This window comes from Dactylosporangium maewongense (genome assembly GCF_039531485.1).
GTDB classification, from domain to species: domain Bacteria; phylum Actinomycetota; class Actinomycetes; order Mycobacteriales; family Micromonosporaceae; genus Dactylosporangium; species Dactylosporangium maewongense.
This window is the reverse complement of the sequence record NZ_BAAAQD010000006.1, coordinates 203,288-227,704: the sequence shown is the minus strand read 5'-3', so window position 1 is coordinate 227,704 and position 24,417 is coordinate 203,288. Positions and strand designations below refer to the sequence as shown.

The following is a 24,417-nucleotide window of genomic DNA, read 5'->3' as shown; positions in this document are numbered from 1 at the left end:
CGTAGCTGCGCCGCGTCCGTAGCTGCGCCGCATCCCGTAGTTGCGCGTCGCATTCCGTAGCCGTGCGCCGGGCGCCTTCCGGCTCCCGCGACAGACGTTGGTCAATGCCCCTGAATGTGGCTTTTGCGTCATCGACGGTGCGCGATCAACCTACAAGATGATCTCTGAATTGGGGGTGGATCGCGCACCGTCTATCCGAGGGGCGCGGCGCGGTGTGGCGGGTCGTGTGGGCGGCGGGCGGGAAACCGCTAAGGGGACTTCGTGTGTGCCTGGAGGGCGCGGTCCACCAGTACACCGGCGGCGTCGGCGGCATCGTCGGCCGTCCCGGACGCGGTGGTGGCGCGGGCCAGGTTGGCGCGCATGACGTCGGGGTGCACGAGGAGCCGCTCCAGGGCCGCACGCAGCCACGACGCGGCCGAGCCGGTGCAGACGAGCAGCTCGCGCAGGGGGCGCCACTCGGCGTGCCAGGCGCCGGCGGCGCGTTCGTGCTCGTGGGCCATCGCGGCGAGGAGGTCGGCGACGAGGCCCGGCGCGGACGCGGCGCTGCCGAGGGCGCAGACGGCGGCGACCGGCTTGCGATCATGCGGCGCCGCCGACGGGCCGGCGGCGACGGAGGCTTCGTCGACCTCGTCCTGCGCCATCAGCGTCAGGTCGCGGGCGATCTTCGCGACGGTCCCGGCGGCGCCGCCGAGAGCGCCGGCGAGCTCGGCGACGCGGGTGCGTTCGGTGTGCCAGGGCACGACGGGCTCGGCGAGGCCGAGGAGCGTGGCGAGGGACTCGACGACGTCCGGCCCGTCGTCGCCGAACGGGGCGAGGGTCCCGGCCGCGCCGCCGAACTGCACCGCGAGGCGCTCCCGCCGCACCTGTTCGAGCCGGCGGCGGGCGGCGTCGAGGCCGGTGAGCCAGCCGGCGGCCTTCAGGCCGAACGTGGTCGGCACGGCCTGGCGCAGCAGCGTACGGCCGATCATGCGGGTGTCGCGGTGCTCGCGGGCGAGGCGGGCGGCCTGGTCGGCGCAGGCGGCGAGGTCGGCGAGCAGCGGCCGCAGCGCCTGCGCGGCGACGAGCATGCCGGCGGTGTCGAGGATGTCCTGGCTGGTGGCGCCGAGGTGCACGGACGGCCCGGCGGGACCGGCGAGCGCCCGCAACCGCTCGACCAGCGGCACGACGGGGTTGCCGCTGGCGGCGGCGCGGGCACCGAGGTCGGCGGCGTCGAAGTGCTCGGGCCGGGCGCAGCCGGCGATCGCGTCGGCGTCGGCCTGGGGGATGAGCCCGCTGAACGCCTGCACCTGGGCGAGCGCCGCCTCCACCTGCAGCATCGCGGTCAGCCACGCGTCGTCGCCGACGGCGGTCGCGACCTCGCCGCGGGCCAGGACGCCGTCGAACAGGGCGGAGGAGGACGGTTTCATGCTCACCTTGGTGGACTCTATCGAGCAGGCCGGGGGCGCAGACCTACATCGTGAGCTTTCGCAACGCGGCCGGTGCGCCCGTGCGGGGCCCGGGTCGTGTCGGCGGGCAGATCTCGCCGGCGCACCACCCGGGCCGCGGCACGCTTCACCGGCCTCCGTGCCGGCCACACCCGCATCCGGCCCCCGGATCGCGGACCGGGGGCGGACGCTCTAAAGGAAGTCGGTGAACCCTGGACGGAAGCGGTCGTCGGGCTTGCCGAACGTCGTGAACACCAGCCCGCCGCGCGGCTCCACCCCGGGCAGATGCTCTGTCATGCGCTGCTGCTCAACGACGCATGCCAATGCCTCTTGCAAGTCTGACTCGAGTTGGTGGACCGCCTCTTCGAGGTCCTCTTCCTTGCGTGACCAGTCGATATCGGCCTCGCGAAGCTGCTGACCGGCCAGTTTGGCGATCACGTCGGGGTCGTTGACCGCGACTTCCAGGCGGCAGTAGATCTGCATGATGAGCGGTTCTGGTTGCCCCATTGCAGAATCGTTACACAGGGAGATCCCTGTACAAAGAAAGTGCAGATGAATTTACAGCCCGGCAATAGATGGGGCTAAGGTCTTGCGGATGGTGTCATTTCTCCGCAACGTTGCTTTCGACTGCGCCGACCCGTACGCGCTCGCGACCTTCTGGGCTGACGTCATCGGCCACCCCGTCCACCCCGGCTGCTCGCCGGGCGACGCCGAGGTCGTCATCGAGCCGGAGGACGGACCGAGGTGGTACTTCCAGGCGGTACCAGAGCCGAAAACGCTGAAGAACCGCGTGCACGTGTGCCTCCGGCCCGGCGACCGGGACCGCGACGCCGAGATCGACCGGCTGCTCGCGCTCGGCGCGACCCTCGCCGACGACCGCCGCGAACCCGACGGCACGGGCTGGGCGGTCCTGCAGGACCCGGCGGGCAACGAGTTCTGCATGACCCGTCCACAGTCGTGAAGATCGTGTGGAACTGCGGTGCAGGCCCACCGGATCCGGGCGCCGGTGCGGCAGGGTCGGCGGTGTGCCATCGACCCTGCCGACCCACCCCTTGGCGGTCCTGCCCCTGAAGCTGTGGCGGCCGCGCTGGTTCGACGGCGTCGCGCTCGCCGTCGGCGCCACCGCACCCGACATCGCGTACGCGCTCGGCGACGCCGTCACCATCCGCAGCCACACGGTCGCCGCCGCCTTCTGGTGGGGGCTGCCCGTCACCGTGTTCACAGCGTGGCTGATCCGCCTCGGCGCCCCCGTCGTCGCGGCGCACCTTCCCGGGTCGCTGCCGGAGCTCGGCGTGCTGGGGCGGGTCAGGCACCGGTGGTGGGTCACCGCGACCTCGGCGCTGCTCGGCGACGCCAGCCACCTGCTGTGGGACCTGGTCACCCACCCGCAGCCCGAGGTCATCGCGTCGTGGCGCCTGGTGCGCGACGTCAGCGACTACGCCGCGCTGCTCCTGCTGCCGCTGTTCATCTGGTACGTCCAACGCCGCCATCTGGTCAGGGAATGGCACGGGGCCGCACCGGTCGTGGCGCGGCGACCGTGGCTGTTCTGGTCGTGCGCCGTCGAAACGTTCGCGGCCTGCGCGTTCGTCGTCGGCAACCTGCACTACGGCGGCCCGCACGTCTTCGTCGTCCGGCTGATCGTATCGGCGGTGATCGCTCTGCTCACGGCCTGTCTGGCACTACACTTCGTGCGTGCTCCTGGAGACAGACCGGTTGCTGCTGCGGCGCTTCCACAGCGGTGACGCCGCCGCCCTCGCCGCCTACCGTTCGGACCCGGACGTGGCCCGGTACCAGTCCTGGGACGCGCCCTATCCGCTCGGCGACGCCCTCGCCTTCGTCGCGGAGACCGCACGCCTGGACCCCGAGCGGGAAGGCTGGTTCCAGTACGCCGTCGAGGGCCGCGACAACGGCCTGCTCCTCGGCGACGTGGGCGTCAACCGCGGCGACGGCGGCCGGCAGGCGGAGATCGGCTTCACGTTCGCGCCCGCGTTCCAGGGCCAGGGCTACGCCACCGAGGCGGTCGGGCGGGTCGTCCGGCACCTCCTCGTCGAGGAGGGCCTGCACCGCGTGCATGCGGTGCTGGACGCCCGCAACGAGCGGTCGGCCCGGTTGCTGGAGCGGCTCGGTTTCCGCCGGGAGGGGCTGCTCGTGCGGGCCAGCTACTGGAAGGGCGAGTGGACCGACGACCTGCTGTACGCCGTCCTCGCCGCCGAGTGGCAGGCGTAGCCCTTCACACGGTGCTGCCCTTTGCGCGGTGCCGCCCTTCACATGGTGCTGCCGCTTACGCGGTGCTGGCCGCCGGGTGGGCGGCGCAGGCGTTTACGCGGTGCTCGCGTCGGGCTGTGCGTCGAGGACCAGCTGATCCTCGGCGGCCGCGCCGCCGGCCGGAGCGCGACCGGGTGACACCGCCAGCAGCAACCCCAGCGTCGCCGTCCAGACCAGGCAGGCGCCCAGCATGTGGAGCAAAACGACCGGCCAGGGCAATCCCGTAAAATATTGGACAAACCCAACGATTCCCTGCCCCAGCTCGACGGCGAGCAGCAGGGCGGCGGCCCGAGTGACCCGCAGCGGCGCCCCCAGCGCGCGCAGGCCGAACCACAGCGCGATCGTGAGCCCGACCAGGACAAAAACCGCATCCCCGTGCAATTGCGACACTGTCGCGGGGTCGAACCCGGTCCGCGCCGCCTTCGTGTCGCCGGAGTGCGGCCCGCTGCCCGTCACGACCGTCCCGAGCACCAGCACCACCGCCGAAACCGCCGTGATCACGATCCCGGCGCTCCTGATCGCCCGCGGCGCGGTCCACCGCGGCGGCACGTCACGCGTGCGGTGCCAGAACACGTACGCCAGCGCGATCAACAGCATCGACGCCAGGAAGTGCGCCATCACCGTCCACGGGTTGAGCGCCATCCGCACGGTGATCCCGCCCAGCACCCCCTGGAACGCGATCCCCGCCATCATCCACACCCCTGCGGCGAGCAGCCCCGGCACCCGCTGCCGCTGCCGCCACGCCGCCGCGAGCGCGACGACGGCGATGAGCCCGAGCACGAACGTCAGCGTCCGGTTGCCGAACTCGATGATCCCGTGATGCCCCATCGCCTGGGTCGTCACGTACGACTCCTCGGTGCACCGCGGCCACGTCGGGCAGCCGAGCCCCGACCCGGTCAGCCGGACCAGCCCGCCCGTGCACACGATCCCGATATTCGCCACCAGCGACGCGAGCGCCGCCCGTCGCAGCACCACCGGCCGATCGAGCAGCGACAACACCATCCCCAACACCCGGCCGATACTACGCGCGGCTACATATCACCCCCGCCGCGGTCCGCCCACACCTCTGCCCGCCACTTCCGCCCCGCCGGCGGCGCCCCATCACCGACGCCCCGGTCGCCGTCCCGCCACCGCCGACGCCCCGTCACCGTCCGTCCCGACGCCACCGAGGACGCCCCGTCACCGTCTCGCCACCACCGACACCGACGCCCCGTCGCCGTCCGTCCCGACGCCACCGAGCCTGCCGCCACCGAGCCTGCCGCCACCGAGCCTGCCGCCACCGTCTGCGACCCTCCGCAGCCGGCCCAGCTGTCGGCGTGCTTGTCTGGCCGTCCACGCTCGTCCCGCCGCCCAAGTGCTGGTCCCGTCCATGCGCCCGTCTCGCCGGACACGTGCTGGTTCCGCCCGCGTGCTCGTCCGGTCGCCTGAGTGCTGGTCTGGGCCGTTGGCGTGCTCGTCCCCGTTCACGTGCTGGTCCCGTCGTCCCGCGTGCCGCCACTCCCAGTCCCGGTCCGCCGCTGCCGCCCGTCCCCGCTGGTCGGGCTGCTCAACGGGTCCGGGTCGGAGGGTTTTCCCAGCCCAGCGGTGCCGTGTCCGAGCGTGATCTTGCTACCGCGCGCGGGTGTGCGGGTGGTGGCGACGGCGAGGAAGTTGGTGGTGGTGGCGCCGGGTCGGGGTCGCGCTTCACGAAAGGCGTCACGGGCCGGTGTCGGTGGCCGCTCCGCTTTCAAAGCAACCGTACTCCCGCCCTCCTAATCGGACAGCGATAAGTATGGTCGCTCCGCTACGAACCGTTATAAGGCCTGCTCGATAGCCGGAAGTTCAGCTAAGGGGAGCCTTACCTTCCGTGCGTTGGATCACCCGTAGGGCGGTTTGCCTGCGTCAGGCGAATTACGTAACGTTGGTGTTGTGAAAAACGCGGAGGTGGCGCAGCAGAGGTCTGCCGTCGCTGACGCGTGCCCGCCGCTCGACGTGCGCACCCGTGACCGGGTCACGGAGTTGCTGCTGCAGCAGGGGTCGGCGACGGCGACCGAGCTGGGGCTCGCCCTCGGGCTGAGCGCGGCCGGGATCCGTCGGCACCTCGACGCGATGCTGGCCGAAGGCCTGGTGGAGAGCCGGGAGCGGCCGGACCGCGGGCGTCGCGGGCGCGGGCGGCCGGCGCGGGTGTTCACGCTGACCGCGGCGGCGCGTGAGGCGCTGCCGCACACCTATGACGACCTCGCCGCGTCCGCGCTGCGATGGATTGCCGAGCACCACGGCGAGGCCGCGGTCGCCGCGTTCGCCATGGCGCAGGTCGCAGGGCTCGAGGAGCGCTGCAAGGCCGCCATGGCCGAGGCCGGCGACGACCCGCTCGCCCGCGCCGAGGCGCTCGCCAAGGCGCTGACCGCGGAGGGCTACGCCGCCGGCGCGACCACCATCGCCACGGGTGGCCAGCTGTGCCAGCATCACTGCCCGGTGGCGCACGTCGCCGCCGAGTTCTCGCAGCTGTGCGAGGCCGAGACCCAGGTCATCTCCCGCCTGGTGGGGACCCATGTCCAGCGGCTCGCGACCATCGCCAACGGTGATGGTGTCTGCACCACGCACATCCCGGCGCCAGTCCCCGGTGCCAGATCCGATAATGCCCGTCAAATTCGGCAAAATAGGCAAAGGAACGTGAGATGACCACCGCCGATCAGCTTGCCGGTCTCGGCCGGTACGAGTACGGCTGGGCCGACTCGGACAGCGCCGGTGCCGCGGCACGCCGCGGCCTCAACGAGGACGTCGTGCGCGACATCTCGGCGAAGAAGAGCGAGCCGCAGTGGATGCTCGACCTGCGCCTGAAGGGCCTGCGCCTGTTCGACCGCAAGCCGATGCCGGCCTGGGGCGCGGACCTGTCGCACATCGACTTCGACAACATCAAGTATTTCGTCCGCTCGACCGAGAAGCAGGCGGCGAGCTGGGAAGACCTTCCCGACGACATCAAGAGCACCTACGACAAGCTCGGCATCCCCGAGGCGGAGAAGCAGCGCCTCGTCGCCGGTGTCGCAGCGCAGTACGAGTCGGAGGTCGTCTACCACAAGATCCGCGAGGATCTCGAGGAGCAGGGCGTCATCTTCCTCGACACGGACACCGCGCTGCGTGAGCACGAGGACGTGTTCAAGGAGTACTTCGGCACCGTGATCCCGGTCGGCGACAACAAGTTCGCCTCGCTCAACACGTCGGTGTGGTCCGGCGGCAGCTTCATCTACGTGCCCAAGGGCGTGAAGGTGGAGATCCCGCTGCAGGCGTACTTCCGGATCAACACCGAGAACATGGGCCAGTTCGAGCGGACGCTGATCATCGTCGACGAGGACGCGTACGTCCACTACGTCGAGGGCTGCACCGCGCCGATCTACTCGTCGGACTCGCTGCACTCCGCGGTGGTGGAGATCGTCGTGAAGAAGGGCGCCCGCTGCCGGTACACCACGATCCAGAACTGGTCGACCAACGTCTACAACCTGGTCACCAAGCGGGCCGTGTGCCACGAGGGCGCGACCATGGAGTGGATCGACGGCAACCTCGGCTCGAAGGTCACGATGAAGTACCCGGCGGTGTACATGCTGGGCGAGCACGCCAAGGGTGAGGTCCTGTCGGTCGCGATGGCCGGCGAGGGGCAGCACCAGGACGCGGGCGCCAAGATGGTGCACGCCGCGCCGCACACGTCGAGCACCATCGTGTCGAAGTCGATCGCCCGTGGCGGCGGCCGGACGAGCTACCGCGGTCTCGTGCAGGTCCTGGAGGGCTCGCACCACTCCCGGTCGACGGTGAAGTGTGACGCGCTGCTCGTCGACACGGTCTCCCGTTCGGACACGTACCCGTACGTCGACATCCGCGAGGACGACGTGTCGATGGGGCACGAGGCGACGGTCTCGAAGATCAGCGACGACCAGCTGTTCTACCTGATGTCGCGCGGCCTCACCGAGGACGAGGCGATGGCGATGATCGTGCGTGGCTTCATCGAGCCGATCGCCAAGGAACTGCCCATGGAGTATGCGTTGGAGCTCAACCGGCTCATCGAGCTGCAGATGGAGGGCGCGGTCGGATGAGCGGCCAGCGAAGCGGCTCGGGCCGCTCATCGTGTGTCAGTTTTGGCTCAGGCCGACGCCGGAGCGCAGCGGAGGCGGCGGAATGAGCGCACCCGTACTGGTACCGCCGAAGACCCGCGCGCAGCAGGTCCGCTCGTTCGACGTCGCCGACTTCCCCGCCCTCACGGGGCGGGAGGAGGAGTGGCGGTTCACCCCGCTCAAGCGTCTGCGTGGCCTGGCGACCGCCGAAGGCGGCGAGCCCACACAGGCACCGGCGCCGAAGGTCGAGATCGGTGACCTGCCCGAGGGCGTGACTGTCGCGACCGTCGACCGCTCCGACCCGCGGGTCGGAGCGGCGCTGACCCCGTTCGACCGGATCAGCGCGCTCGCGGCCGGCGGCGCCACCGAGGCGCTGCTGGTGTCGGTGGCGGCGAACGCCGTGCCGGAGACCGCCGCCGTGGTGCGGCTCGTCGGCTCGAGCACCGAGGTCGCGTTCGGCCACACCGTCGTCGAGGTCGGCCGGCTCGCCGAGGCGACCGTCGTGCTGGAGCAGGTCGGCTCGGTCACGCTCGCCGACAACGTCGAGGTGCTCGTCGGCGACGCGGCCCGGCTCACGCTGGTCACGGTCACCGACTGGGACGCCGACGCCGTCCAGGCGCAGCACATCCGTTTCCGGCTCGGCCGGGACGCGAAGGTCACGCACGTCCAGGTCACGCTCGGCGGCGACCTGGTCCGGCAGTACACCAGCGTCGACTACACCGGTCGCGGCGGCGAGATCGACGCGTTCGGGCTCTACTTCGCCGACGCCGGGCAGCACATGGAGCACCGGCTGCTCGTCGACCACTCGGTCCCTGACTGCCGCAGCTACGTCGCGTACCGCGGCGCGCTGCAGGGTCAGGAGGCGCACACGGTATGGGTCGGCGACGTGCTGATCCGGGCCGAGGCGACCGGCACCGACACGTACGAGATCAACCGCAACCTGGTGCTGACCGACGGGGCGCGCGCCGACTCGGTGCCCAACCTGGAGATCGAGACCGGCGAGGTCGCCGGCGCGGGCCACGCCAGCGCCACCGGCCGGTTCGACGACGAGCAGCTGTTCTACCTGATGTCCCGGGGCATCCCGGACGAGCAGGCGCGCAAGCTCGTGGTCCGCGGCTTCTTCGCGGAGCTGCTGCACAAGATCCCGGTCGAGTCGCTGCGCGACCGGCTGGGCGAGGCCATCGACGCACGACTCGAGGCGGCCGGCACGTGATCCGAGTGTGCGCGGCGGCCGAGGTGGGCAAGGGGACGGTGCGGCAGGTCGAGGTCGAAGGGACCGAGATCGCGCTCGTCCACGCCGACGACGACAACTTCTACGCCGTCTACGACGAGTGCTCGCACGCCGCGGTCGCGCTGTCGGAGGGCGAGGTCGAGGGCTGCACCCTGGAGTGCTGGCTGCACGGCTCGCGCTTCGACCTGCGCACCGGCGAGCCGACCGGCCTTCCGGCGACCGAGCCGGTCCCGGTCTACCCCGTCGAGATCCGCGACGGCGACGTCTACATCGACTTGAATCCCAGTAACGGAGTGACGAAGTGAGCACGCTGGAGATCAGCAACCTGCAGGTGTCGGTGAAGCTGCCTGACGGCGAGCTGAAGCCGATCCTCGCCGGGGTCGATCTGACCGTCGGGGCGGGGGAGACCCACGCCATCATGGGCCCCAACGGCTCGGGCAAGTCGACCCTGGCGTACTCGATCGCCGGTCATCCGCGGTACGAGGTCACCGGCGGTTCGGTGACCCTCGACGGCCAGGACGTGCTGGCGATGACCGTCGACGAGCGGGCCCGCGCCGGCCTGTTCCTGGCGATGCAGTACCCGGTCGAGGTCCCCGGCGTGTCGGTCGCCAACTTCCTGCGGACCGCGAAGACCGCGATCGACGGTGAGGCTCCGAAGCTGCGCACCTGGGCCGGCGAGCTGCGCGGCGCCATGGAGAAGCTGCAGATGGACCCGGCGTTCGCGCAGCGCAACGTCAACGAGGGCTTCTCCGGCGGTGAGAAGAAGCGGCACGAGATCATGCAGCTGGAGCTGCTCAAGCCGAAGATCGCGGTGCTCGACGAGACCGACTCCGGCCTCGACATCGACGCCCTGCGCATCGTCAGCGAGGGCGTCAACCGGGTCCGCGAGAGCGGCGACACCGGGCTGCTGCTCATCACGCACTACACGCGGATCCTGCGCTACATCAAGCCCGACTTCGTGCACGTGTTCGTCGGCGGGCGGATCGTCGAAGAGGGCGGGCCGGAGCTCGCCGAGCAGCTCGAGGCCGAAGGCTACGAGCGCTACCTGGCCGGTGCGGGACCGGCGACGCACCACGCTTAGGGGAATCATGAACGCGCTGGATGTCGACGCCGTACGGAAGGACTTCCCGATCCTCGATCGGGAGGTCAACGGCAAGCCTCTCGTCTACCTCGACTCCGGGAACACGTCGCAGAAGCCTCGCCAGGTGATCGACGCGGTCCGGGAGCACTATGAGCTGCACAACGCCAACGTCGCCCGGTCCGTGCACACGCTCGGCACCGAGGCCACCGAGGCGTTCGAGGGCGCCCGCGAGAAGGTCGCCGCGTTCGTCGGCGCCGGCACCGCCGCCGAGATCGTCTTCACGAAGAACTCGACCGAGGCGATCAACCTCGTCGCGCACGCCTTCACGGCGGTCGCCGACGACCCGCGGCTGCGGATCGGGCCCGGCGACGAGATCGTCATCACCGAGATGGAGCACCACTCCAACATCGTGCCGTGGCAGCTGCTCGCGCAGCGCACCGGCGCGACGCTGCGCTGGTTCGGGCTCACCGACGAGGGCAGGCTCGACCTGTCGGCGATCGACGAGATCGTCAACGAGCGCACGAAGCTCGTCTCGGTGGTGCACTACTCCAACATCCTCGGCACGATCAACCCCGTCGACGTCCTCGTCGCCCGGGCCCGGCAGGTCGGCGCGCTGGTGCTGCTCGACGGCTCCCAGTCGGTGCCGCACATCCCCGTCGACGTGACCGCGCTCGGCGCCGACTTCGTCGCGTTCACCGGCCACAAGATGCTCGGGCCGACCGGCATCGGCGGGCTGTGGGGCCGGTTCGAGCTGCTCGACGCCATGCCGCCGTTCCTGGGCGGCGGTTCGATGATCGAGACGGTCGCGATGACCGGCTCGACGTTCATGCCGCCACCCGCCCGCTTCGAGGCCGGCACGCCGCCGATCGCGGAGGCCGTGGGTCTGGGCGCGGCCGTCGACTATCTCAGCGCCGTCGGCATGGACGCGATCCAGGCGTACGAGAAGCAGCTCACCGCGTATGCCCTCGACGCCCTGACCGCGACGCCGGACGTGCGGATCATCGGCCCGACCACTACGGAAGGCCGTGGCGCGACGATCTCCTTCACCGTCGACGGTGTCCACCCGCACGACGTCGGGCAGATCCTGGACGACGAGGGCGTGCAGGTCCGGGTCGGGCATCACTGCGCCCGCCCGACCTGCGTGCGCTTCGGGGTGCCGGCGACCACGAGGGCGTCGTTCTACCTGTACACCACGACCAACGAGATCGATGCGCTGGTCCGCGGCCTGGAGCGGGTGCGGAAGGTCTTCGCATGAAGCTGGACCAGCTCTACCAGGAGATCATCCTGGATCACTACAAGCGGCCGCACGGCCGTGGCCTGCGCGAGCCGTTCGACGCCGAGGCCCACCACGTCAACCCGACCTGCGGCGACGAGGTGACCCTGCGCGTGTCGATCAAGGGCGACACCGTCGCGGACGTGTCGTACGAGGGCGTCGGCTGCTCGATCAGCCAGGCGTCCGCGAGCATCCTGCACGAGCTGCTCAAGGGCGGCACCGTGCAGGAGTCGCTGCGGCGGCACGAGGCGTTCACGGAGCTGATGGGCGGCCGCGGTCAGGTCGAGCCCGACGAGGCGGTGCTGGAGGACGCGGTGGCGTTCGCCGGCGTGGCGAAGTACCCGGCCCGGGTGAAGTGTGCCCTGCTGGCGTGGATGGCGTACAAGGACGCGCTCAGCCGAGCCGTCCCGAGTGAGGAGAAGGCATGACCGCGGTGCTCGCCGACATCGAAGAGGCGATGAAGGACGTCGTCGACCCGGAGCTCGGGATCAACGTCGTTGACCTCGGCCTGGTGTACGGCATCCACGTCGACGAGGACAACGTCGCGACCCTCGACATGACGCTGACGTCCGCGGCGTGCCCGCTGACCGACGTCATCGAGGACCAGACCCGCCAGGCGCTGTGCAGCGGCCCGGGCGGCGGCCTGGTCAGCGACATCCGGATCAACTGGGTGTGGCTGCCGCCGTGGGGGCCGGACAAGATCAGCGACGAGGGCCGCGACCAGCTGCGCGCTTTGGGCTTCAACGTCTGACGAGCCGTTCAGCGAGAAGCCGTTCAGCGAAGGGCGTTCAGCGGGGCTTGGTCGGCGTGGCCGTCCTGCAGGAGCAGACGTAGTCCATGTAGCCCTGGAGGCCGTGGATCCGCTGCTCCACCGCGTCGGCCTCGCGCACCTTGGCGACCCGGAAGCGGAACGCCTGGGGGAGCATGTCGACCCGGGTCGCCGCGACGAGGTCCGGCGCGTCGCTGAAATGGATCTTGAACTGCTCCCAGGCCTGCTCCTTGGTCTCGAAGCTCAGGCAGTAGACCTCGGGGGAGCTGCGCAGCGCCAGGTCCAGTTGCTGCGTCTGCTCCTCGGTGACGTCGCTCTTGAGGAAGACCGCCACGTTGTGGCCGGGCCGGTCGCAGCCCGGCCCGGCGGCCATCTGCGCCGGTCCGTCGCCGGGCAGCAGGCGCCACGTGACCGCCCCGGCGCCGGCGACGGCCAGGGCCAGGATCGCGGCACCGGTGGCCATGTGCCGGCGCCTCCTGCGGGCGGCGCCCGTGTGCACGGCGGCGACGCCGTCGGGGCGGATCGTGTCGTGGGCGAGCTCGTACTCGGCGCGGAGCGCGTCGTGCAGCTGCTGGTTCATCGGCGTGCCTCTCGGAAGTCGTCCAACATGGCCGCGAGGGACTGCCGGGCCCGGTACAGCCAGGTGCGCACCGTGCCCTCACGGACCCGGCACAGCTCGGCGATCTCCGCGACCGGCAGCCCCACCAGGTAGTGCAGGACCACGGCGCGGCGCTGGCCGTCGGGCAGCGCCGCGAGCGCGTCGCGGATCGCCACACCGTGCCCGCCGTGCTCGTCCGGGCCGGGCACCAGCTCGAGCCTGGCGCCGCGTTGATGTCGCAGCGCGACCCGCAGGCGGCGCAGGCGCGACGTGGCGAGGTTCCACGCGACGCGGCGGATCCACGTCGCGGGCTCCTCGTAGCGGCTGATGCGGTCCCAGCGCTGCCAGGCGCGCACGAACGCCTCCTGGGTCAGGTCCCGCGCCTCGTCGAGGTCGCCGAGGTACACGCTCAGCTGGGCGGCGATCTGCCGGAACTGCAGCGCGTAGCACTCGGCGAACCCTTCGGCATCCCTCATGCCGACATCACGCGCGGGCGCGGCAAAAGGTCACACGACCAGAACGACGGCGAGGACGGCGATCACGGCGCTGGACGTCAGCGCGGTCCACAGCCTGCCGCGCGGGCCGGTGAGGACCTTGCCGAGCAGGGTGCCGCCGCCGGCGATGAGCAGCTGCCAGCTCGCCGACGCCACGAACGCCGACAGGACCCAGACGGTCTCGCCGGCCGCGGACAGGCCGTCGTCGGCGCGGCGGCCGAGGACGAGCGCGCCGAAGTAGACGATCGTCGCCGGGTTGAGCATGGTCAGGCCGAGCAGCGCGAAGTACGCGCCGGTCGGCCGGGTCATCCTGCCGTCCGTGTCCCTGCCGTTATCCCCGGCGCGCGCGGCCTCGTGGCGGTGCCGCAGGGCGTCGGCGGCGGTCTTGACGGCGAGCGCCACCAGTACCACAGCGGCGACCCAACGCAGGGGAGCGGAGATCGGCGCGATGAGCCCCGCGAGGGCCGCGCCGCCGAGGACGGCGATCACCGCGTAGATCCCGTCGGCGGTGGCCACCCCCATCGCGGCGCCGGCGCCGGTCCGCCAGCCGGTGCGGGCGGCGAGCCCGGCGATCAGGGCGCCGATCGCGCCGACCGGCACCGCGACCCCGTAGCCGGCGAGCATCCCGGAGAGGACGACCTCCCCGAGGCCCGCGGTCACGATTGCTGCTTGCGGCTCGCCTCCGTCAGGGCGCCGGTCTGTCGCTTCGCCCGTTCGCCGGAGCTGGCGGGGGCTGCGATCAGGAGGCGTCGGCTCATGGCGTGCATCATGGCGCCGGTGCCGGGGTGCCGCCACCGATATTCTTCAGCGCTTCCCGCCTGGACAGGCCGGACAGGTCCGGGTTCGCCGCGACGAAGGCGCGCACCGCGTCCGGGTCGGTCTTCGCATACTCGCGCAGTGCCCAGCCGATGGCCTTGCGGATGAAGAAGTCCTGCTCGTGTTTCCATCGGCCGCTGTACGAGAAGAGCCGTCGCGGGTCGGTCGCCTCGCGGTACTTCAACTGGTGCAGGATCGCGGTCCGCACCACCCACAGGTCGTCGTCCTCGATCCAGGCGTCCATCGGGGTCTGGTCGTGGCGGACGACCGGCCCGACGACGTTGGCGGCGAGCAGGTCGACCGTGTCCCACCAGGGCCTGGTCGTGATGAGGGCGCGCAGGGCGGGCAGGTCGGCCGCGGTGAGGTGCTTCGCGTGCCTGGTCAGCAGGTCGCAGGCGAAGTACTGGAACTCCCGCTCCGGCTGCGCCCAGCATTCCTGCGCCAGCCGCAGGGGCTCGTCCGTCCGCAGGAACGGCTTGTCCAGCTTCCGTCGTACCGGCGACGGGATGCCGAGGAAGTCGAACTGGTCGCGCATGTAGGCGCGCATCCCGGCGGCGGTGCCGGGGGCGGCGTGCCCCCGGTACACCTGCCGCAGCTCGACCAGTGTCACAGGTTGCTGGTGGAGAAGGTGTCGCACTGGCGCGGGTCGCCGGTGTTGAAGCCCTGCGTGAACCACTTCTTGCGCTGCGCGGACGTGCCGTGGGTGAAGCCGTCCGGGTTGACGCCGCCGCCGGACTTCTTCTGGATCGTGTCGTCGCCGATCGCCTCGGCCGCCTCGATCGCCTCGTTGATGTCCGCCTGCGTGATGGAGGTGAACAGCACGGCGTCGCCCTCCTTGTCCTTGGTCTCCGTGGCGTGGAAGGCCCAGGTGCCGGCGTAGCAGTCGGCCTGCAGCTCCAGGCGCACCGAGCCCGAGGTGGGGCCGGTGTCACCCTGCTGGACCTTGGCGTTGGTGCCGAGCAGGTTCTGGATGTGGTGGCCGTACTCGTGGGCGATGACGTACGGGGCGGCGAACTCGCCCTTGGCGCCGAAGCGGCTCGACAGCTCCTTGTAGAAGGTGAGGTCGATGTAGACCTGGCTGTCGGCCGGGCAGTAGAAGGGCCCGACGCCGGAGTCGGCCTGGCCGCAGCCGGTGTTCACGGCGCCGTTGAAGTAGTTCGTCTTCGCCTGCTGGTACTGCTTGCCGAACGCCTGCGGCATCTCCGCCTTCCAGTACGCCTGGACGGAGTTGACGTACAGCAGGTTGCGGCAGTCGGCGTCGTTGAACCGGTCCTTGTTGGACTTGTCGCAGCGCTTCTCGATGTCGGAGTTGTCGGCCTGCTGGTTGCCGCCGCCCCCGCCGCCGAGCATGCCGCTGCCGAAGAGGCCACCGCCGCCGCAGATCACCAGCGCCAGGACGACCAGGGTGATGATGAGGCCCATCTTCCCGCCGCCGCCACCCGGGAGGGGGATCGGGATGCCGCCGAGGCCGCCACCGCCACCACCGCCGCCACTGGTCGACCCGCGCAGGTCGTTGACCTGGCTGCTGTCGAGATCAGCATCGTCGTTGAACTCCATGGCACACCTCTTCAGACGGGGGGATCGATCGGCGTCTGCTGCGTCGGTACCCGATGATCTTGTGACGTAATCGTGTGGCGGTGCGGTGCCGTGCGCACGGTAGGATATGCCGGTGACTCGCACGCTTCGTACGCAGAGGGAGTGACCCCGGTCCTGCACCAGGAGTCTGTCCGTCTTCCCCCTGAATATTGCGAGAGCGAGTCCTTCCTGTGATCACGACCACGGGTCTTGAGCTGCGCGCGGGCGCGCGCATCCTCCTCAGCGACATCAACCTGCGCATCCAGCCCGGCGACCGCATCGGTCTCGTCGGCCGCAACGGTGCCGGCAAGACCACCACCCTCAAGGTCCTCGCCGGTGAGGGCACCCCGCACGCCGGCTCCGTCGAGCGCCGCGGCCCCGTCGGCTACCTGCCGCAGGACCCCCGCACCGGCGACCTCGACGTGACCGCCCGCGACCGGGTGCTGTCCGCCCGCGGCCTGGACACCATCTACGCCGAGATGAAGGCCCTGGAGGCCACGCTCGGCGACGACGAGCGGCTCATCCGGCGGTATGGGCAGCTGGAGGACCAGTTCGCCGGGCTCGGCGGTTACGCGGCCGAGGCAGAGGCCGCCCGCATCTGCGCCAACCTCGGCCTGCCCGACCGGGTGCTCGCCCAGACGATCGGCACGCTCTCCGGCGGTCAGCGCCGCCGGATCGAGCTGGCCCGCATCCTGTTCCGCGACGCGGCGGCGACCGGCGGCGGCATCCTGCTGCTCGACGAGCCGACCAACCACCTCGACTCCGACTCCATCGCCTGGCTGCGCAACTTCCTGTCCAGCCACAAGGGCGGCCTCGTGGTGATCTCCCACGACGTGGAGATGCTCGACGCGATCGTCAACAAGGTGTGGTACCTCGACGCCAACCGCGCGACGATCGACTTCTACAACCTCAACTGGAAGCTGTACCAGCAGCAGCGCGAGACCGACGAGAAGCGCCGCAAGCGCGAGCGGGCCAACGCCGAGAAGAAGGCCGGCGCCCTCATGGCGCAGGCCGACAAGATGCGGGCCAAGGCCACCAAGACCGTCGCCGCGCAGAACATGGCCCGCCGCGCCGAGCGGATGCTGGGTGACCTGGAAGAGGTCCGGGTCTCCGACAAGGTCGCGAAGGTCCGCTTCCCCAACCCGAAGCCGTGCGGCAAGACCCCGCTGACGGCGTCCGGGCTGTCGAAGATGTACGGGTCCTTGGAGATCTTCGTCGACGTCGACGTCGCCGTCGACCGCGGCTCCCGGGTCGCGATCCTCGGCCTCAACGGCGCCGGCAAGACCACCCTGCTGCGGATGCTCGCCGGGGAGCTGGAGCCCGACACCGGCGAGGTCCACGCCGGGCACGGCCTGCAGCGCGGGTACTACGCCCAGGAGCACGAGCAGCTCGACGTCGACCGCACGATCCTGGAGCTGATGCGCTCCGCCGCCCCGGACCAGAACGACACCGAGCTGCGCAAGATCCTCGGCGCGTTCCTGTTCACCGGCGACGACGTCGACAAGCCAGCCGGGGTCCTGTCCGGCGGCGAGAAGACCCGGCTCGCGCTCGCCACGCTGGTCTGCTCCGGCGCCAACGTGCTGCTGCTCGACGAGCCGACCAACAACCTCGACCCGATCAGCCGCGAGCAGGTCCTCGACGCGATCGCCCGCTACCCGGGGGCGATCGTCCTCGTCACGCACGACCCCGGCGCGGTCACGGCCCTGAAGCCGGACCGCGCGATCCTCCTGCCCGACGGCGTGGAGGACGCGTGGAGCGACGACCTGCTGGAGCTCGTGGAACTCGCCTGAGGTTTCACCAGGGCGTGATCAGCACGGCTTCGACGACGACCGCGAGGGCTGCCCCGACCGCTGTGAGCAGCAGCGGGGTCGGGGGCAGCTCGCCGGCCGGCTTCTCCGGCGCCACCACGGCGACCGTGAGCCACGGGAAGAACGGCAGCCAGGCGTGCTCCACACCGCCCCTGGCGAGGCCCGCCGCGATCGAGAACACCACGGCCGCCCCCGCGCCCACCAGGAACGGCCAGGCGGCCGTGTTGCGCAGCTTCCGCGCGCTGGCGACGATCGCCGGGCCCGTGGCGAGCAGCAGGACGACGACGCTGATCGCGCTCCACCACAGCACCGACCGGTACGGCGCGACCCGGCTTGCGTAGTCGGTCTCCGCGGCCACCAGGCCGTCCGCCCAGCCGAAGCCGAGCAGTTGCGCCCCCAGGACGGGCACGAGGGCGCCGATGCCCGTCACGATGTTGAGGAACGCCCGCCGCCGGGCGAAGTAGACGCAGACGATCGACAGGCCGAGCCAGGGGGCCGAGTACGAGAACAGCGCGGCGACGCCCACGAGCAGCCCGGCCGCCAGCGCCCAGACCGCCTTTTTTCGGACTTTTGTGCGACTTGCCCGGAGGCCGCACACGATCGCGGCCGCGCCCAGGGTCGCCACCAGGCCGTCGAGGCTGACGGCGACCCAGATGGCGTACGGGGCGAGGACGAGCACCGGCAGGTACCGCCGCGCGGCCGCCTCGCCGACGGAGTCACGCACCGCCGACAACACCAGCGGAATCGTCAGCGCCGACAATGCGGTGATCAGGAATCCGAGGACGACGTGGTTGTCGACGCCGATTCGGTCGGCCAGCCACAAAAACAGAACGGGACCCGGCGGATGGCCCCGGGAGGCGACCGAGTGGGCCGGCGCGTCGGAGGTGAAATGTCTGAGGTATGCGAGGGGATCGCCGCCGACCCGCCTAACGTCACCCAGATATTCCTCCGGCGAACCGAGGGCTTTCGTAAGGCCAGACCAGCCATCGACAAGCGCCAAAGCGATTGCCCACGTCAGGCCGGCGCAGTACCCGAAAAGCTGAATTTTTCGCCAGGATCGTCGCTCGAGGGTGCCCTGTGACGCAGACCACAGTACCGCCGCGGCCACCAGCGGCGCCAGTACGCTTCCCGGCCCGACCCTGATCTTGTACCTGCCGAGGAAGGGCGCGCTTGCGGTGCCCAGACGGGCGTCGAGCTGCACCGCGAGCGCGGCGACAGCGAGCCCGAGCAGGCCGAAGGCAACCCAACGGAGCGCATCGCGACGCTCACGATGCGCTGTCCATGGTTGGTCGGTGGAGGGTTCGCTCATCACGGCGCATCACGGTATCGGGTAGGCGACAATGCTGTGCGTGTCGGTTGGCGTGCCGTCGATATCTAGCGCATGATCGTTCGAGGCGGTCTAATAGGTGGGACCGCACCAACCGCTCAGTCTGGGACGTGAGGGATCAGCATGGCAGCCACCGCCACCACCAGCACCGAGAAGGGTCGCCGGATCGTCGGCGCCGAAAGGCAGACGCTGGCGAAGGACCTCGTGAAGCGGTACACCAACGGTGAGAGTATCCGCGCGCTCGCCGCTTCCACCGGTCGATCCTATGGATTCGTGCACCGGGTGCTGACCGAATCTGGCGTTCAGCTTCGTCAGCGTGGCGGTGCCCGGCGCCGCAAGAAGGCGTGAACGCCGCTCCCACGTCGGGAGAGGCGCGTTTCGACGTCGAAGGGCCGGTCGCAACGGTGACGTTGGACCGGCCCGAGGTTCTCAACGCGCAGACCCCCGCGTTGTGGGCCGACCTCCGGGCGTTCGGCCGGTCACTGCCGGGCGACGTTCGGGTGGTCGTCGTGCGCGGCTCCGGTCGGGCCTTCTCGGCCGGGCTCGACACCTCGGTCGCCGCGTCCATCCTCGGCGGCGTCTCCGACGCGCAGATCGCGCAGTATCAGGAGGCGTTCGCCTGGCTCCGGCAGCCGTCGCTGATCTCGATCGCGGCGGTCCACGGCCACGCCATCGGCGCCGGATTCCAGCTCGCCCTCGCCTGCGACTTCCGGGTCGTGGCCGAGGACGTGAAGTTCTGCATGGCCGAGGTGTCCCTCGGGCTCGTCCCGGACCTCGGTGGCACCAAGCGGCTCGTCGAGCTGGTCGGTTATGCGCGGGCTCTGGAGCTGTGCGTCACCGGCCGGCGCGTGCACGCCGGCGAGGCGTCGCAGATCGGCCTGGCCAACGCGGTGGTTCCCCCGGCTGATCTGGGGGACGCCGTCGGTGATCTCACCGCGGCCGTCCTGGCGGGTTCCCGCGACGCGGTCGTGGAGATCAAGGCGCTGATCGCGGCCGCGGGCGGGCACACGTTCGCCCAGCAGGAGGCCGTCGAGCGGGCCGCGCAGGTGCGCCGGATCCAGGATCTGGCGGGCCTCGGCGAATAATTTGTCGTACCCCCCGGGCATGCTTGGGCTTCAAGTTCTCCGACCGGGGGGTTTCGAATGACGTCGCCGAGCAGCATGGCCGGGTGGGAGACCCTGCGCTCCCTGCGCAAGGCCGACGAGCTGGCCGGCAAGCGCCTGGCCCGCGGCACGGCGAAGCGCATCCTCGCCTTCGCCCGGCCCTATCGCGGCGACATCAGCGTCTTCCTCGTCACCGTCGTGTTCGGCGCGGGCATCGGCGTCGCCACGCCCTACCTCGCCGGCGACGTCATCAACAAGATCAATGCCGGTGGCCCCCACGCCGGCACCGCGGTCGTCCGGGTCGCGCTGCTCATCGGCGCCCTCGCCGTCGCCGACGCCCTGCTCTCCCTCGTCCAGCGGTGGTATTCCGCCCGCATCGGCGAAGGCATCATCCTGTCGCTGCGCACCCAGGTCTATGGGCACGTGCAGCTCATGCCGCTGCAGTTCTTCACCCGCACGCAGACCGGCGCGCTGGTCAGCCGGCTCAACAACGACGTGCAGGGCGCGCAGCGCGCGTTCACCTCGACCCTGTCCGGCGTGGTCAGCAACGTCATCCAGCTCGTCCTCACCGCCGCGGTCATGGTCACCCTGTCGTGGCAGGTGACGCTGCTGTCGCTGGTCATGCTGCCGGTCTTCATCCTCCCGGCCCGCCGGGTCGGCAAGCGGCTCGCCGCGATCACCCGCGAGGCCTACCAGCTCGACGCCACGATGAACGCGACGATGACCGAGCGCTTCGGCGTCGCCGGCGCCCTGCTGGTCAAGCTCTTCGGCCGGCCGGAGACCGAGGCGGAGCGCTTCGCCGACCGGGCCGGCCGGGTCCGCGACATCGGCATCCAGACCGCGATGTACAGCCGCGTGTTCTTCGTCAGCATGCTGCTCGTCGCCTCCCTCGCCCAGGCGCTCACCTACGGTCTCGGCGGCTGGTTCGCCGTGCACGGCCAGATCACCGCCGGCACCGTCGTCACCCTGGCGCTGCTGCTCACCCGGCTCTACGGCCCGCTGACCGCGCTGTCCAACGTCCGGGTCGACGTGATGAGCGCGCTCGTGTCGTTCGAGCGGGTCTTCGAGGTCCTCGACCTCGCCCCCGGCATCGCCGAGCGCCCCGACGCCCGCCCGCTGCCGCCCGGCGCGGCGAAGGTCGAGCTCCGCGACGTCCGCTTCCGCTACCCGAGCGCCGCCGAGGTCTCCCTCGCGTCCCTGGAAGACGTCGCGTCGCTGGACCGCACCGTCACCGACGAGGTGCTCAAGGGCGTGTCCTTCACCGTCGAGCCGGGCCAGATGGTCGCGCTCGTCGGCCCCTCGGGCGCCGGCAAGTCCACCACCGCCATGCTCGTCCCGCGCGTCTACGACGTCACCGCCGGCGCCGTCCTCGTCGGCGACGTCGACGTCCGCGACGCGACCCTGCAGTCGCTGCGCGACACCATCGGCGTCGTCACCCAGGACTCGCACCTCTTCCACGAGACCATCGCCGAGAACCTGCGCTATGCGAAGCCCGGCGCCACCGACGACGAGCTCTGGACCGCCCTGCGCCGCGCCCAGGTCGGCGACCTCGTCGAGTCCCTCCCCGACGGCCTCGCCACCGTCGTCGGCGAGCGCGGCTACCGCTTCTCCGGCGGCGAGAAGCAACGCATCGCCATCGCCCGCCTCCTGCTCCGCGCCCCCTCCATCGTCATCCTCGACGAAGCCACCGCCCACCTCGACTCCGAGTCCGAGGCCGCCGTCCAGCGCGCCCTCGCCGAGGCCCTCACCGGCCGCACCGCCCTCGTCATCGCCCACCGCCTCTCCACCATCCGCGCCGCCGACCAGATCCTCGTCGTCGACAACGGCCGCATCGTCGAGCACGGCACCCACGACACCCTCGTCACAGCGGGCGGCCTGTATGCGGAGCTCTACAAGACCCAGTTCGCCCTGGTCGACTCCCCACCCGTACCGCTGCTCGTGCCGTCTTCCGACACCCCCTCCAGCACCCCCTCGCCAGCCACTCCCTCTACAGACCCTGCACCCGCAGCCACCGCGTTAGCTGGCGCCGCCTCCGCAGACCCTGCTCCCGCAAGCACTGCCTCTGTGGCCGTCACTCCCGCGAGCGTTGCCCCTGCGGCCTCGGCTTCCGCAGGCGTTGCTCCTGTGGGCGTTGCTTCCGAGGGTGCTGTTCCCGGGGCCGCTGCTTCCGCAGGCGTTGCTCCTACGGGCGTCGCTTCGGAGGGTGCTGTTCACGGGGCCGCTGCCTCTGCGGACGCTGCTTCCGGTGGTGCTGTTCCCGAGGGCCTTGCTTCCGCGGGAAGTCCCCACGCTGGCGTTCACTCCTCAGCCCACTCCGAAGACATCCACCCCTCCGATGAACCCGACCCTCCCCACCAAACCGCCCCTTCCAGCCCCGTTCCCACCCCAACTCCGTAGCCGAACCCGACCCGGCGCTCCGCACTCGCCGCACCCACCCCCAACAACGTCCATGGCCTGCCGTGCGTGAGTGCCTGCCCGGCGGCGTGCGCCACGACTGCGTGTTCGGCGGGATCTGCGTTGCTGTGTGAGCCGACACGTCGAGGGTCTGGTTCCCGCCGGTTCTGGTGCCCGGTGCGGGTGGTGGCGGCGGCGGGCTGTGTGAGCTGGGCTGCCTATCTGGCAGTGTCGGGTCGGCTGCGTCAGTCCGGCTGCGTCTGCGCGGCTAGGTCCGTCCAGCTGTGCCTACCGGGCGTACCTGCCTGACCGTGTCTGCGTGCCCTGGCGACCAGGTGTCCGTCCGAACGATCTGCCCCGCCTCCGTCTCCTGGCCGAGTAGATCCGTCCCGTGACGCTGATCCGTGTGTCTGGCCCCGTGTCCAGCTGTGACTGCTTGACCCGCACGTCCGGGCGTGTCCGCGCGGCCGTGTTCGTCCGGGTGGCTGCCGGTTGCGTGTGGCCGGCCTTCGCCGTCGCGACCCTCGACGTCGGCGTGTGAGTTCGACGCTGCCCTTCGGCCTGGCTTCGTGGGAGGCTGCGTCGGTCCGGGCCGTTGTCCGTCCAGCTGCCTGTCGTGTGTGTGACCGGCTCCTACGCCGCCATCGTCACTCTCGACGACGTGGGCGCGTGAGCCCGGCACGAACCCGACCTGTGTGTCTGGCTCTGCGTCCACGTGGGACTGTCGGACCGCGTGTCCGCGTGGGTGTGTCCGTCCGGGTGCCTGCGGGAGCTCGACCTTGGGAGTGGGTCTGGCTTCCGTGTTCGGCTGAGACTGCCCGGCCCCGCATCCGGCGCAATCGTGGCCGTGTTGGTCCGGCTGTGTGTCCGGCTTGGGGGCTGGGCGCCGAGCGGGCCGACCCGGGCTGCGGTTGGCGGGTCGAGCGTGAGCGTCGCTGGTTGCCGGACGGGTGCGCCGCGTCGGTGGTGAGGCAGGGCGCTTCCGCGGGGTCCGCGGGACCTCGGTTGCCGGGAGCGGCGCGGTCAGGGCTGCGGTGTGGGTCGATGCTGAGCGCTTCGTCTGGATGGCCGGCTTGAGGTGTGCTGTTTCGCCGCCGTCGCTGGGGGATGGGGGTGGGCGTCCTGGTGTGGGGCGCATTGTTGCTGCTGGGAAAGTAGCGGCGGTGGAGAAGGGGGGCTGGGGGTCATCGACCTCAGTGGATCATGTGAGTGCGTGGGGGGAGTGTTGCGGCGTGTCCGGGCGATTCGCGTGTTGTCCGGCAAAGCGTGCCGCCGCGTGGTGGGTAGTTGATGGTCGTCAATGCGATAGGGGGTGGAAATGGGGGGAGGGAATGGCGAGGAATGTGGTGTAGGTCACGGCCCGGGCCGGGGTGGGAGAGGGGTCAGGCGAGGACGGTCCAGGTGTGTTGGGTGGGGGTGGCCTGCAGGGCGGGGGTCTGCGGATAGTTCTGGCTCGGCAGCTGGGCCCTGATCGCCCTGAGCCAGTCGCGGTACGTCGCGTCCGGTGGCAGGGCGGCGAGGGTGGTCAGGGCAACGTACGTGAACGCGCCGTTCGGGCGGCCCGAGAAGGTGGCGTCGTAGGAGTACTCGGTGTCGCGGCACGCCGACAGCAGCAGCGCGGCCGAGCGGGGGCGGGTGACACGCGGAGCAACAGCCTCGTGGGTAGGGGTGCCGAGGGGCAGGAACGTCGACGGGGCCAGGAAGCGGGTCGGGCAGCGGCCGTCGCCGAGCGGGCGGCTGAGCCGTGTCAGCGTGCCCGAGTGGCAGGAGTCGGAGATCAGTACGACGCGGACGCCGGGGGCGGCGGTGGCGAACAGGGTGGAGAGCTCGTCGTCGAGCAGCGGGCCGTTGGCGGCGACGTCGTGCGGGCAGATCGCCTCGTCGCGCTGGTCGGGTTCGTCGCCGTCGAGGTCGGGGACCCAGGTGCCGTGGCCGGAGTACGTGATGACGACCGCGTCGCCGTCGGAGGTGCGGGAGAGCAGGTCGGCGATGCCGGTGCGGATGGCGAGGCCCGAGGCGGCGCTGTCGAGCAGGGTGCGGACGTCGAAGCCGCGCGCGGTCAGCGCCGCCGCCCAGTCGGCGGCGTCGTTGCGGCAGCCGTAGAGGTCGTTGGAGACGCCCGGGTAGTCGTTGATGCCGACGCAGAGCGCGAGTTTCATGGTGTACCCCCGTAAACC

The 24,417-nt window shown here is 70.8% G+C and carries 24 protein-coding genes and 1 pseudogene; 15 read left to right on the top strand and 10 right to left on the bottom strand.

Annotated elements, in window-relative coordinates; genetic code table 11:
• Positions 1 to 248 precede the first annotated feature (248 nt).
• Both ABD332_RS17510 and ABD332_RS17505 read right to left on the bottom strand, forming a co-directional pair.
• Complete coding sequence (locus tag ABD332_RS17510; RefSeq protein ID WP_344503247.1) at positions 249 to 1,406, bottom strand: lyase family protein; 1,158 nt, start codon at positions 1,404 to 1,406, stop codon at positions 249 to 251.
• 210 nt (positions 1,407 to 1,616) lie between these two features.
• Positions 1,617 to 1,931: a hypothetical protein gene (locus ABD332_RS17505; RefSeq protein WP_344502995.1), complete on the bottom strand. Its 315-nt coding sequence runs from the start codon at positions 1,929 to 1,931 to the stop codon at positions 1,617 to 1,619.
• A gap of 88 nt (positions 1,932 to 2,019) precedes the next feature.
• On the opposite strand from ABD332_RS17505, the gene ABD332_RS17500 reads away from it, so the two are divergent.
• The 3 genes from ABD332_RS17500 (at position 2,020) to ABD332_RS17490 (ending at position 3,650) form a co-directional block, all read left to right on the top strand.
• On the top strand, positions 2,020 to 2,385 hold the full coding sequence (locus tag ABD332_RS17500; protein WP_344502994.1) for a VOC family protein: 366 nt from the start codon (positions 2,020 to 2,022) through the stop codon (positions 2,383 to 2,385).
• A 64-nt stretch (positions 2,386 to 2,449) separates the two neighbouring features.
• Positions 2,450 to 3,166: a DUF4184 family protein gene (locus ABD332_RS17495; RefSeq protein ID WP_344502993.1), complete on the top strand. Its 717-nt coding sequence runs from the start codon at positions 2,450 to 2,452 to the stop codon at positions 3,164 to 3,166.
• On the top strand, positions 3,117 to 3,650 hold the full coding sequence (locus ABD332_RS17490) for a GNAT family N-acetyltransferase (protein WP_344502992.1): 534 nt from the start codon (positions 3,117 to 3,119) through the stop codon (positions 3,648 to 3,650). The genes ABD332_RS17495 and ABD332_RS17490 overlap by 50 nt, the downstream gene beginning before the upstream one ends.
• Positions 3,651 to 3,743: 93 nt before the next feature.
• On the opposite strand, the gene ABD332_RS17485 is transcribed toward ABD332_RS17490, so the two are convergent.
• On the bottom strand, positions 3,744 to 4,691 hold the full coding sequence (locus tag ABD332_RS17485; protein ID WP_344503246.1) for a COX15/CtaA family protein: 948 nt from the start codon (positions 4,689 to 4,691) through the stop codon (positions 3,744 to 3,746).
• Positions 4,692 to 5,597: 906 nt separating this feature from the next.
• Here ABD332_RS17485 and ABD332_RS17480 point away from each other — a divergent pair.
• The 8 genes from ABD332_RS17480 (at position 5,598) to ABD332_RS17445 (ending at position 12,107) form a co-directional block, all read left to right on the top strand.
• Positions 5,598 to 6,350, top strand: a complete 753-nt coding sequence (locus tag ABD332_RS17480) for a helix-turn-helix transcriptional regulator (protein ID WP_344502991.1) — start codon at positions 5,598 to 5,600, stop codon at positions 6,348 to 6,350.
• The gene (sufB, locus tag ABD332_RS17475) at positions 6,347 to 7,753 is read left to right on the top strand and encodes a Fe-S cluster assembly protein SufB (RefSeq protein ID WP_344502990.1); all 1,407 of its coding nucleotides are present in this window, start codon (positions 6,347 to 6,349) and stop codon (positions 7,751 to 7,753) included. Before ABD332_RS17480 ends, sufB begins: the two co-directional genes overlap by 4 nt.
• 82 nt (positions 7,754 to 7,835) lie before the next feature.
• Positions 7,836 to 8,984, top strand: a complete 1,149-nt coding sequence (sufD, locus tag ABD332_RS17470) for a Fe-S cluster assembly protein SufD (protein WP_344502988.1) — start codon at positions 7,836 to 7,838, stop codon at positions 8,982 to 8,984.
• A complete protein-coding gene (locus tag ABD332_RS17465) occupies positions 8,981 to 9,307 on the top strand; it encodes a non-heme iron oxygenase ferredoxin subunit (RefSeq protein WP_344502987.1) in 327 nt (108 codons plus the stop codon). The genes sufD and ABD332_RS17465 overlap by 4 nt, the downstream gene beginning before the upstream one ends.
• A complete protein-coding gene (gene sufC, locus ABD332_RS17460; protein WP_344502986.1) occupies positions 9,304 to 10,083 on the top strand; it encodes a Fe-S cluster assembly ATPase SufC in 780 nt (259 codons plus the stop codon). Before ABD332_RS17465 ends, sufC begins: the two co-directional genes overlap by 4 nt.
• Positions 10,084 to 10,090: 7 nt before the next feature.
• Complete coding sequence (locus tag ABD332_RS17455; RefSeq protein WP_344502985.1) at positions 10,091 to 11,338, top strand: cysteine desulfurase; 1,248 nt, start codon at positions 10,091 to 10,093, stop codon at positions 11,336 to 11,338.
• Positions 11,335 to 11,784: a Fe-S cluster assembly sulfur transfer protein SufU gene (gene sufU / locus ABD332_RS17450; RefSeq protein WP_344502984.1), complete on the top strand. Its 450-nt coding sequence runs from the start codon at positions 11,335 to 11,337 to the stop codon at positions 11,782 to 11,784. Before ABD332_RS17455 ends, sufU begins: the two co-directional genes overlap by 4 nt.
• Positions 11,781 to 12,107, top strand: coding sequence for a metal-sulfur cluster assembly factor (locus ABD332_RS17445; protein WP_344502983.1), 327 nt, complete (start codon positions 11,781 to 11,783; stop codon positions 12,105 to 12,107). The genes sufU and ABD332_RS17445 overlap by 4 nt, the downstream gene beginning before the upstream one ends.
• Positions 12,108 to 12,144: 37 nt before the next feature.
• Here ABD332_RS17445 and ABD332_RS17440 read toward each other — a convergent pair whose 3' ends face one another.
• The 5 genes from ABD332_RS17440 to ypfJ all read right to left on the bottom strand — a co-directional run bounded on the left by ABD332_RS17440 (position 12,145) and on the right by ypfJ (position 15,590).
• Positions 12,145 to 12,705, bottom strand: a complete 561-nt coding sequence (locus ABD332_RS17440; RefSeq protein ID WP_344502982.1) for a permease-like cell division protein FtsX — start codon at positions 12,703 to 12,705, stop codon at positions 12,145 to 12,147.
• Entirely contained in the window at positions 12,702 to 13,199 is a 498-nt protein-coding gene (locus tag ABD332_RS17435; RefSeq protein ID WP_344502981.1) for an RNA polymerase sigma factor, read from the bottom strand. The genes ABD332_RS17440 and ABD332_RS17435 overlap by 4 nt, the downstream gene beginning before the upstream one ends.
• Positions 13,200 to 13,229: 30 nt before the next feature.
• Positions 13,230 to 13,841 carry a LysE family transporter gene (locus ABD332_RS17430; RefSeq protein ID WP_344503245.1) on the bottom strand — a complete coding sequence of 204 codons (612 nt, stop codon included), beginning with the start codon at positions 13,839 to 13,841 and terminating at the stop codon, positions 13,230 to 13,232.
• 142 nt (positions 13,842 to 13,983) lie between these two features.
• Positions 13,984 to 14,643, bottom strand: coding sequence for a DNA alkylation repair protein (locus tag ABD332_RS17425; protein ID WP_344502980.1), 660 nt, complete (start codon positions 14,641 to 14,643; stop codon positions 13,984 to 13,986).
• On the bottom strand, positions 14,640 to 15,590 hold the full coding sequence (ypfJ, locus tag ABD332_RS17420; RefSeq protein WP_344502979.1) for a KPN_02809 family neutral zinc metallopeptidase: 951 nt from the start codon (positions 15,588 to 15,590) through the stop codon (positions 14,640 to 14,642). The genes ABD332_RS17425 and ypfJ overlap by 4 nt, the downstream gene beginning before the upstream one ends.
• 209 nt (positions 15,591 to 15,799) lie before the next feature.
• Between ypfJ and ABD332_RS17415 the strand changes: the two genes are divergently transcribed.
• A complete protein-coding gene (locus ABD332_RS17415) occupies positions 15,800 to 17,398 on the top strand; it encodes an ABC-F family ATP-binding cassette domain-containing protein (RefSeq protein ID WP_344502978.1) in 1,599 nt (532 codons plus the stop codon).
• A gap of 4 nt (positions 17,399 to 17,402) precedes the next feature.
• On the opposite strand, the gene ABD332_RS17410 is transcribed toward ABD332_RS17415, so the two are convergent.
• Positions 17,403 to 18,725, bottom strand: coding sequence for a hypothetical protein (locus ABD332_RS17410; RefSeq protein ID WP_344503244.1), 1,323 nt, complete (start codon positions 18,723 to 18,725; stop codon positions 17,403 to 17,405).
• A 141-nt stretch (positions 18,726 to 18,866) separates the two neighbouring features.
• Between ABD332_RS17410 and ABD332_RS17405 the strand changes: the two genes are divergently transcribed.
• The 3 genes and pseudogenes from ABD332_RS17405 to ABD332_RS17395 all read left to right on the top strand — a co-directional run.
• Entirely contained in the window at positions 18,867 to 19,091 is a 225-nt protein-coding gene (locus ABD332_RS17405) for a helix-turn-helix domain-containing protein (protein WP_033359767.1), read from the top strand.
• Positions 19,088 to 19,828 carry an enoyl-CoA hydratase/isomerase family protein gene (locus ABD332_RS17400; protein ID WP_344502977.1) on the top strand — a complete coding sequence of 247 codons (741 nt, stop codon included), beginning with the start codon at positions 19,088 to 19,090 and terminating at the stop codon, positions 19,826 to 19,828. The genes ABD332_RS17405 and ABD332_RS17400 overlap by 4 nt, the downstream gene beginning before the upstream one ends.
• A gap of 57 nt (positions 19,829 to 19,885) precedes the next feature.
• Positions 19,886 to 21,779, top strand: a pseudogene (locus tag ABD332_RS17395) (ABC transporter ATP-binding protein); the annotation flags it as partial.
• 1,843 nt (positions 21,780 to 23,622) lie between these two features.
• Here the strand turns inward: ABD332_RS17395 and ABD332_RS17390 are convergent.
• On the bottom strand, positions 23,623 to 24,399 hold the full coding sequence (locus ABD332_RS17390; RefSeq protein ID WP_344502976.1) for a caspase family protein: 777 nt from the start codon (positions 24,397 to 24,399) through the stop codon (positions 23,623 to 23,625).
• Positions 24,400 to 24,417: the final 18 nt, after the last annotated feature.

Bases quoted from the DNA above. Each gene is read 5' to 3' on its own strand.
- sufD (WP_344502988.1), top strand. From the start codon at position 7,836: ATGAGCGCACCCGTACTGGTACCGCCGAAGACCCGCGCGCAGCAGGTC.
- ABD332_RS17505 (WP_344502995.1), bottom strand. From the start codon at position 1,931: ATGGGGCAACCAGAACCGCTCATCATGCAGATCTACTGCCGCCTGGAA.
- sufU (WP_344502984.1), top strand. From the start codon at position 11,335: ATGAAGCTGGACCAGCTCTACCAGGAGATCATCCTGGATCACTACAAG.
- ABD332_RS17485 (WP_344503246.1), bottom strand. From the start codon at position 4,691: ATGGTGTTGTCGCTGCTCGATCGGCCGGTGGTGCTGCGACGGGCGGCG.
- ABD332_RS17390 (WP_344502976.1), bottom strand. From the start codon at position 24,399: ATGAAACTCGCGCTCTGCGTCGGCATCAACGACTACCCGGGCGTCTCC.
- ABD332_RS17410 (WP_344503244.1), bottom strand. From the start codon at position 18,725: ATGAGCGAACCCTCCACCGACCAACCATGGACAGCGCATCGTGAGCGT.
- ABD332_RS17430 (WP_344503245.1), bottom strand. From the start codon at position 13,841: ATGCTCGCCGGCTACGGGGTCGCGGTGCCGGTCGGCGCGATCGGCGCC.
- sufB (WP_344502990.1), top strand. From the start codon at position 6,347: ATGACCACCGCCGATCAGCTTGCCGGTCTCGGCCGGTACGAGTACGGC.
- ABD332_RS17500 (WP_344502994.1), top strand. From the start codon at position 2,020: ATGGTGTCATTTCTCCGCAACGTTGCTTTCGACTGCGCCGACCCGTAC.
- ABD332_RS17405 (WP_033359767.1), top strand. From the start codon at position 18,867: ATGGCAGCCACCGCCACCACCAGCACCGAGAAGGGTCGCCGGATCGTC.
- ypfJ (WP_344502979.1), bottom strand. From the start codon at position 15,590: ATGGAGTTCAACGACGATGCTGATCTCGACAGCAGCCAGGTCAACGAC.
- ABD332_RS17445 (WP_344502983.1), top strand. From the start codon at position 11,781: ATGACCGCGGTGCTCGCCGACATCGAAGAGGCGATGAAGGACGTCGTC.
- ABD332_RS17510 (WP_344503247.1), bottom strand. From the start codon at position 1,406: ATGAAACCGTCCTCCTCCGCCCTGTTCGACGGCGTCCTGGCCCGCGGC.
- ABD332_RS17455 (WP_344502985.1), top strand. From the start codon at position 10,091: ATGAACGCGCTGGATGTCGACGCCGTACGGAAGGACTTCCCGATCCTC.
- ABD332_RS17435 (WP_344502981.1), bottom strand. From the start codon at position 13,199: ATGAGGGATGCCGAAGGGTTCGCCGAGTGCTACGCGCTGCAGTTCCGG.
- ABD332_RS17440 (WP_344502982.1), bottom strand. From the start codon at position 12,705: ATGAACCAGCAGCTGCACGACGCGCTCCGCGCCGAGTACGAGCTCGCC.